Origin of the sequence: Anaerobacillus sp. 1_MG-2023, from assembly GCF_030547345.1 — a bacterium.
In the GTDB taxonomy this organism is placed as follows: Bacteria; Bacillota; Bacilli; order Bacillales; family Guptibacillaceae; genus Guptibacillus; species Guptibacillus hwajinpoensis_B.
This window is the reverse complement of sequence record NZ_JAUORD010000014.1, coordinates 114,672-122,892: the sequence shown is the minus strand read 5'-3', so window position 1 is coordinate 122,892 and position 8,221 is coordinate 114,672. Positions and strand designations below refer to the sequence as shown.

5 protein-coding genes are annotated in these 8,221 nt (G+C 36.3%); 4 read left to right on the top strand and 1 reads right to left on the bottom strand.

Annotated features, from left to right (window positions below; translation table 11 throughout):
• Positions 1-193: 193 nt before the first annotated feature.
• A complete protein-coding gene (gene istA, locus Q4550_RS19725) occupies positions 194-1,432 on the top strand; it encodes an IS21 family transposase (RefSeq protein WP_303535424.1) in 1,239 nt (412 codons plus the stop codon).
• Positions 1,429-2,145: an IS21-like element helper ATPase IstB gene (istB, locus tag Q4550_RS19720; protein ID WP_303535422.1), complete on the top strand. Its 717-nt coding sequence runs from the start codon at positions 1,429-1,431 to the stop codon at positions 2,143-2,145. The genes istA and istB overlap by 4 nt, the downstream gene beginning before the upstream one ends.
• A gap of 336 nt (positions 2,146-2,481) precedes the next feature.
• Here istB and Q4550_RS19715 read toward each other — a convergent pair whose 3' ends face one another.
• On the bottom strand, positions 2,482-2,751 hold the full coding sequence (locus Q4550_RS19715) for a DUF3892 domain-containing protein (RefSeq protein WP_303535421.1): 270 nt from the start codon (positions 2,749-2,751) through the stop codon (positions 2,482-2,484).
• Positions 2,752-2,835: 84 nt separating this feature from the next.
• Here Q4550_RS19715 and Q4550_RS19710 point away from each other — a divergent pair, with 84 nt between their 5' ends.
• Both Q4550_RS19710 and Q4550_RS19705 read left to right on the top strand, forming a co-directional pair.
• A complete protein-coding gene (locus tag Q4550_RS19710) occupies positions 2,836-3,126 on the top strand; it encodes a hypothetical protein (protein ID WP_303535420.1) in 291 nt (96 codons plus the stop codon).
• A gap of 619 nt (positions 3,127-3,745) precedes the next feature.
• Entirely contained in the window at positions 3,746-8,047 is a 4,302-nt protein-coding gene (locus Q4550_RS19705; protein WP_303535418.1) for an AAA domain-containing protein, read from the top strand.
• The last annotated feature ends 174 nt before the right edge of the window (positions 8,048-8,221 follow it).

Genomic DNA, 8,221 nt, shown 5'->3' with positions numbered 1-8,221 from the left:
TCGTAGTGATGCAATGATCTGCCTTGATATGTATCCGACAGTTCCTTCTACACTCGCTTTGTCTTTCGGCTTTCTGACGCGACTGGGCACCATGTTAGTAACGGTGATAAAATCCCTTATAACAACGGTACCAAATTCCCCACTAATAACGGATAATCATTCTATATAACTTTTAGACATGGAGTGTAGAGTGATGGTCCAGACTGGGGAATTTTTTATGATTAGAGAACTTTTTCAAAAAGGTTGGTCAATAACGGCGATTTCTGACGAAACCGGGTTTGATCCCAAGACTATACGAAAGTACATAAAAAGTGATGAGATACCTAAAAGGAAGAGCAGCCAAGCCACTTCGGAAAGTAAATTAGATCCGTATAAAGAGTATCTTAAAACGAGAATAAAAGAAGGAACGACAAACTGTTCAGTGTTGTTTGATGAGATAGAAGCATTAGGGTATGAGGGTAAGATGACTATTCTTAGAGACTTTGTAAGGCCATACCGTACAAGTCCTAAAAAGCAAGCGATTGTTCGATACGAAACCTCTCCTGGTAAACAGGCTCAAATGGATTGGGGAGAGATTGGCAAATATGAAGTAAATGGAGAGGAGAAAGAAGTTTATGCTTTCACTATGGTATTAAGCTATTCTCGTATGAAGTATGTAGAGTTTACAGACAGCATGAATCTAGAAACATTAATGAAGTGTCATATGAATGCTTTTGCCTATTTCAATGGGGTTCCAGAGCAAATACTCTATGACAATATGAAGACAGCTGTTATCAAACATAGTCCAGTAGAAATACGATTTAATCAAAAATTTGAGGAGTTCCTAGCTTACTATGGCATTGCACCGAAAGCCTGCAAACCATATAGACCTCAAACCAAGGGTAAGGTTGAAAATGTAGTTGGTTACGTTAAGAAGAACTTCCTGCAGCGTAGACACTCGAAAACGTTAGAAGGCTTAAACAAAGAAGTTAGAACTTGGCTTGATCAAACAGCCAACCGTAAGGTTCATCAAACGACTCAAGTCCCACCAGAAACACGTTTTCAACATGAGCAAAAGTATCTGGCAAAGTCGAATAGTAAACCTTTGTTTCCTATAAGTCATTGGGAAATCCGGTCAGTGAGTAAAGATTGTTTCATCTCCTATCAAGGAAATCGATACTCCGTACCTTTCCGGTACGTAGGGCAAGAGCTCAAAATAAAACAAACACTTAATCATCACTTAGAAATCTATGATGCCTATGAATGCATAGCTAGACATCCCCTCATGAAAGGAAAAGCGAAAGATCATATTCAAATTGAACATTATAAAGGACTGAAAATGACCTCCGAAGGTTTGCCGACCCAGAGTCATTTACAGTCCACGAAAGAAATTGAAGTAGAACAACGTTCTCTTCAAATCTATGATCAACTGGAAAGTGGTGATCCATCATGAACACCGACAATCTAGTTGAACGCTTAAAGCTTTTAGGTTGGTCATACACTGCTGACCAACTAGATGGTCTTTTAGAAGATTCATCTAAAAATAATGTATCATATTCCGAGTTTCTATACACTCTTTTGTCCAATGAAATTGAATATAAGGAGCAATTAGAATTAGAGAAACGTATTAAAAAAGCAAGGTTACCATATGTGAAAACCATACATGACTTTGACTTTCCTTTTCAACCGAGCTTAGATCCAAAACGAGTGAACGAAGTTCTGACAGGAAGGTATATCCATAATGGAGAAAACATCATTCTACTTGGACCACCCGGAGTAGGTAAAACTCACTTAGCAATATCTATGGCTCTAGAAGCGTTAACTCAAGGCCACACTGCTCTTTTCATTACTGCGAATGATTTTATCAGTGAGTGCCGGAAGGCACATAAAGAAGGACTTATCCAACGTATTATCAAGCGTTACTGTCGTCCAGATCTTCTTATTATGGATGAAATAGGCTATTTTGCCTTCGATGAGGTAAGTGCTCATACCCTGTTTCAAATCATATCAAAAAGGTACGAACAAGGAGCTATGATCTTAACTTCAAACAAGTCTTACGTAGAATGGGGAAAGATTTTTGGTGACGATGTGCTGGCTACGGCCATGTTAGATCGAATTGTTCACCACTCTACTACATTTAATATCAAAGGTGGGTCTTACAGATAGAATCGTGGGGACGGTTCTCATGATTCTACATTAGTATAGAATCAAGGATATTGGAGCATTCATCGGATAAAAAGCTGAGTAAATGATGAAAATTAATTGACAATGAATCTCTAGCCCCGTCCTCTGATTACAGTTAATTACTAAAGAAAACCGTTTGGATATCCAGCGGTTTTTTTTATCTATTTCATTCATTATAAGAATCAATGTGGGGTCCTATTTGATTCTTAATCCTCTTATTTCGAATTAATGTATACAATCTAAGTAAGTTAGAGCATTATAAGCAAAAAGAAAGCGACTCACTTGATTACTAGGCCTGAATTAACAGGCCAATAGGAATTAGAACTTCGGTAAACTCAGCAAGTTATCTGTTGTAGAACTGTTCCTTTTAGTACGAATATAAGGATCTCTTCCTACAGGATGAACTGTCTCAACGATTGCTTTAGAATTGTCGGATTGAGTGTAAAAATACTCCATATTCTGATCGATGTATTTGACTACTTGTGCTTTTGACTCTACAGTCCCATCGGAGAGTTTAACTGATGTTATCTTTTCAACTGAAGATGTGTAAGTTTCGGATAAGCGTATATGGGTAATTTGATATGCCATTTTGTATCACCTCCTCCCACTTTACATATTAATACGAGTAGAGAATGAATAAGTTTTATAAATGAAAGGGGTTCCGGAATCATCATGATTATAGGTGATTGGGTTCATACAGTATGTAATCAGGAGAAAATAACAGGGTTTATAACAGAATTCAACACCATAGATATAGTTACAATTCTAGTTACCGGTCTAAATAACAATGGTGAATATTTGAAGTGTAAAAGGAATGAATTAATTGAAAGTAATAAAATTATCCACCCAGATGATTTAGCTTCATTACTTGATTTATCACTATTTTTACATGAGAAGGAATGGTTTGAAGAATGGTATGAAGAAAAAGAAAAATGGAAGACTGTTGTCGATTTTTTAATTTAATTATCAACCCTGCGCTTCGGAAAGTTTGACCTGATTCAGGAGAGAATTAGTTAGGCGTAGAACGTTTGTGACCAGGGACTTTAACAGTTTTACCGCCTACTTTTTTGGTATGCGATTTTACTGTGACAATTTTCTTGCCTTGTCCAGTTTTAGCCATGAATAACCCCTCCCTCCGCAAGAAACTACGCAGGGTTTGATATCATTATACCAAATAATTGGAATATTTGTGTAAAAAATTTTCAATTTTATGGATATTATAAAGGTGTATATAATGAGCAGGGACGTTTTTCATGATTAAGGTATGAAGAAGTATGGAGTATTCGTTGGGTTAAGTGACAAAGGAATAAAAATTGTGGGTGATTGATTCATTCTCAAGACCATAATTGTGAAAATGTAAGTATGATGTAAGAAGAAAAGAAGGTATCTGACAGACTTCTAATCCTTAGTTATTATGAGCATACTCTATTAATTTCAAAAAAAGTTTACTGCACCTATTTAGTAAACTTTTTTGAAGTTTTTTCATTTAGTTAACAAACTCATCTTTATGTACTTGAATTTCCATAAACATACATACAATGTGATATATTTACCTTATGAATATATAAAGAGGTGCAGTAAATTGAGTGACAAAGCAAGACAACTATTTGAGTATTTGTTAGCCGTAAATAATCTGCGATTTAATGTTGTTCGCGATTATAAAGAATATGAAAAAAATTGGACGAGATCTTCCCTTGAAGATTATGGAGATGGGGTTTACGTATTAGGAGAGGGAGAGGATAAAGCAGCAATTCTCGAAATTCATCGACAGAAATTTACAGAATCGATTTTAACTCCTCCTCGTCCTGATGCATCCATTCGAGAGTGGGTTACATACTCCTATAATAAAGAAGATAAGCCCCCTCAGATGCCAGCCCCTAAAGTGATGATTCAGGGAACGGAAGAAATAGAAGTCCGTTTTGATGAAGACTCTAAACGATTAAGTCTTTTTAATGAGTGGTTGGAAGAGTGGAATGATTGGGCGGCTGAAGTGAAACGAATGAAAAAAGTTCAATCTCTATATGAATTATTCTTTAAAATTAATCAGGATTTTCAGAAAGAAGGAGAAGGTCTTGAATTCCTGTTAGGGGAAACCATTTTTACTTGGAAACACGAAGTTGGTTCCATCCATCATCCTTTGTTCACAACTAAATTGGATATTGAGTTAGACACCGAACAAGGAATCATTACAGTAACGCCAACTAATCAGGGGTATAAGCTTGAATTAAACACACTAAGTGGGATATCTCTTCCTAACATGGAAGAGATACAAAATATTGGGAAGCAAGCCCGATACAGAGATGTATTTGAGGAAGATGTAAAGGATTTATCGCAACAATTTATGCAGTTGATTGACGCGAGTGGACGAATAGCTGTACAAGATGAACCGATACATCCATCTAAAGATGCTGTTGCCCATCTGAATGAATATGTCCTTATTCTCAGACGGAAGGATAACCAGGTACTTAAGAATGATTTGGAACAGATTATTGAGACGATGCAAGAAGAAGACTATAAAGTTCCCGCAACAATTGACTCTATTGTTGGAAATGAAGTAAGGGTTGATCAAGAAATAAATAGCTTTAAATGGGATAAAGTAGCGACAGATTTATATTTCCCATTAGCTGCAAACGAGGAACAAAAAGAAATTGCTAGAAGACTATCGTCTAACTACGGTTTAACCGTGCAAGGTCCTCCTGGTACGGGCAAGACGCATACAATCGCAAACATCGTTTCTCATTTATTGGCACATGGAAAGAAAATACTCATAACAAGTCAAAAAGAGAATCCTTTAAAAGTCCTTAAGGATAAAATTCCTGAAGAGATCCGTGATTTATGTGTTTCAGTACTTGGTGGAGGGAGAGACTCCCTTAGAGAAATTGAAAAATCGATTCGGACGATTTCTGAAAAGCTAGGAAACACTTCTACTGAAAAGTTAGAAATTGAAATTGCAAGGAGTAAAGAAGATTTAGACAAAAGTAGAAGAAATGAAGCGAAATTCAAACACCAGCTTTTAGAATATAGTAAAAGCGAAAAAACTGAAATTGAGTATAAAGGTAATTCAATTTCCAAAGCGGATGTAGCTCAAATGTTGATAGAAGAAAAATTAGATTATCAATGGATACGGGATAAAGTAACATTGAATACCGATTTCCCATTATCAGAAGATGAATTTAAGTCGCTTTGGGATCTTAGAGGAAGATTGAAGGATGGAGATCTCTATTTAAAAGATTCGATTCTTCCTGATGTTCAATTGTTAAAAAGTCCGGAAGAGATGAAAAAGTGGTTATCACTTGGAAAAGACTTAAAACATCATCATGATACGGCCATTTTGCATACAGAAAAAATGCAATTTCCTAATGAAAGAGAGTATGCTGAGCAATTTCAAAAAGAGACTTCTAGCATTCTTGAATATAAGGAATGTTTTAAAGAAGATACACCCCATCAAAAGATACTGGAAGATGTATTAGCGGGAGAAACAAGAAAAGAGCGGTGGATTTCATTTCTCGATGGTATGAAAGCAATAAATAACGAAATGGTTTCCATCTACAATACCATCATTAGCCATGATATTAAGCTACCTGATAAACTCTACTTCGAATTAGAAGCGGACATCTATGTCTATGGTGAACGACTAAGAGAGAACAAGAAGCCAAATGCTCTATTTGCTTTATCGAAAGGAAAGAGTGCCAAATACTTATGGCAAACTCCAATATTAAATGGTCAGCCTATCAGAGCAATAGAAGAAATCGACATCTTGCAGCAATATCTTCTATTAACGAAAAAGAAAGAAGAAGCTGTACGGACATGGAATGCTAATCTTGACGAGGTCAATGGACAACTCATTGATGCTGAGGATAAACGTCTCTTCAACTCGATCGATAAAGAAATAGTTTCTTATGAGAAAACAATTCGATTAGGAAAGCTAATTGAGACATTTAAACAAACAACAAGTCGTTTAGCGTTACCTAATGAAAACTGGTTGGACTTCGGACTCTACAGTGATTTGGATACAAAAATTAGCTATCTCTTTGACGTTCTAAATTATCAAGAGTGGGAAAAAGAATACTCGGTATACACTGAAACATTAGAGAAACTTTTAAATGAAAAAGCCACTCATCCAATTGTTCAAACTTTCTTGGACGTTCTTCATGATAAAGATGAAACAAGATGGGAATCAGTTATAGATGAACTAAATGGTTTAATGAACAAGAAAGATGAAGTGAATCAATTTTATTTACTGTTGAGCCGGCTCCAGAATCTTGCTCCTAATACGGCAAGTATGATCATTAGCTTACTAGACAAGGATTTGCCAGTTCCACAAAATCCTATTAAGGCCTGGGAATTAAAATCGTTGTACGATTGGATGACTGAAAATCAGGAGTTCGAAGCCGAACGGATAGAAAATAGTATTAAGGTAGAGCAGGAATATCAAAAGAAATTAATTACTCAAATTGTCTCGAATTCTACTTGGTTAAACCAAATTAACCGGATCACTGAATCACAAAAGCGAGCGTTGGTCGCATGGAAAAATTTCATTAAGCGATATGGGAAAGGTACGGGAAACAACAAACGCTACCTTGCTGATGCACGTAAGGAAATGGAAAATGCTCAATCAGCGATTCCCGTATGGATAATGCCAGTCAATCAAGTCATTGAAAACTTTCCTGTTTACAACGAAAAGTTTGATGTGATCATTTTTGATGAAAGCAGTCAATGCGATATTATGTCAGTTCCTGTTCTGTTACGCGGTGAAAAGATTGTAGTGGTAGGAGATGACGAACAAATCAGTCCTTATGGAATTGGTACAAAGGACTCTGATATTGAAGAATTAATTCAACGTTATTTAGAAGGAGTGCCGAACAAGCGATTATTTGATCATAAAATTTCGTTGTATGAAATAGCGGATCAAATTTTCCCTAAGAGCGGTAGATTAATGTTAAAAGAGCATTTTAGATGTGTTCCAGAGATTATTCAGTATTCTAATGACCTTAGTTATGGCGGGCAGATGGTTCCTTTAAGATTACCTTTTGAAAAAGAAAAAGTAGATCCACCAGTCAAGGCAATAAAAGTGCAGGATGGGTATGCCTCAGAAGGAAATATTCTCGTTAATGTTCCCGAAGCAGATAAAATTGTAGAAGACATTCAAGCTATCGTTACCGATCCGCAATTTGAAAATCAGACGATTGGTGTAATAGCACTACAAGGAAATAAACAAGCAGCTCTGATTGAGAATAAAATTCGCGAAAAAGTATCCGAAAAAGAATTTGTTAAGAGGAAAATCATTTGTGGTAATGCCTATAGTCTTCAAGGAGACGAAAGAGATATCGTGTTCTTATCAATGGTTGTAGCGGGTAATAGAAGATTTGTTGCGATGACCAAGAAAGACCAACAGCAAACGTTTAACGTAGCTGCCAGTCGCGCTAAAAACCAAATGAGATTGTATCACTCAGTTGAGTTAGATGACTTAAAGAAAGATTGCTACCGGTATCAATTACTAAGTTATTGCAAGAACCCTACAAGGGTAAATGATGTTGTGGAGAACCTGGAAGAGCTATGCGATTCGCCTTTTGAGGTTGAAGTACTCCGCATGATTGTAGCGAAAGGGTATAAAGTACAGCCACAAGTAAAAGTTGGTAAATATCGCATTGATTTAGTCATTGAAGGAATCAGAGATCGACTTGCAGTTGAATGTGATGGCGAGAGATGGCATGGTCCTGAAAAATGGGAAGAAGACATGCAACGTCAATATGATCTAGAACGTATTGGTTGGAAGTTTTGGAGGCTGAGAGGAAGAGAGTACTATTTCGACAAAACCAAATCCATGGAAAGTTTGTGGACGAAGTTGGAAGAGTTGGGGATTGAAAAAGCCCAATCCTATTAGATGAACATTAGATTAATAATTGTCATTATCTTAAAGACGCTTGGATATGATATATCCTGGCGTTTTTTTAATGGAATCATTAATTCTGAACTTTATAATGTTCAATTTTTCCAATTGTTAGCGATTTGAAAGGAGTTTTGCAGGCACGAATTGAAATTAACTAAGTAGGAGAGC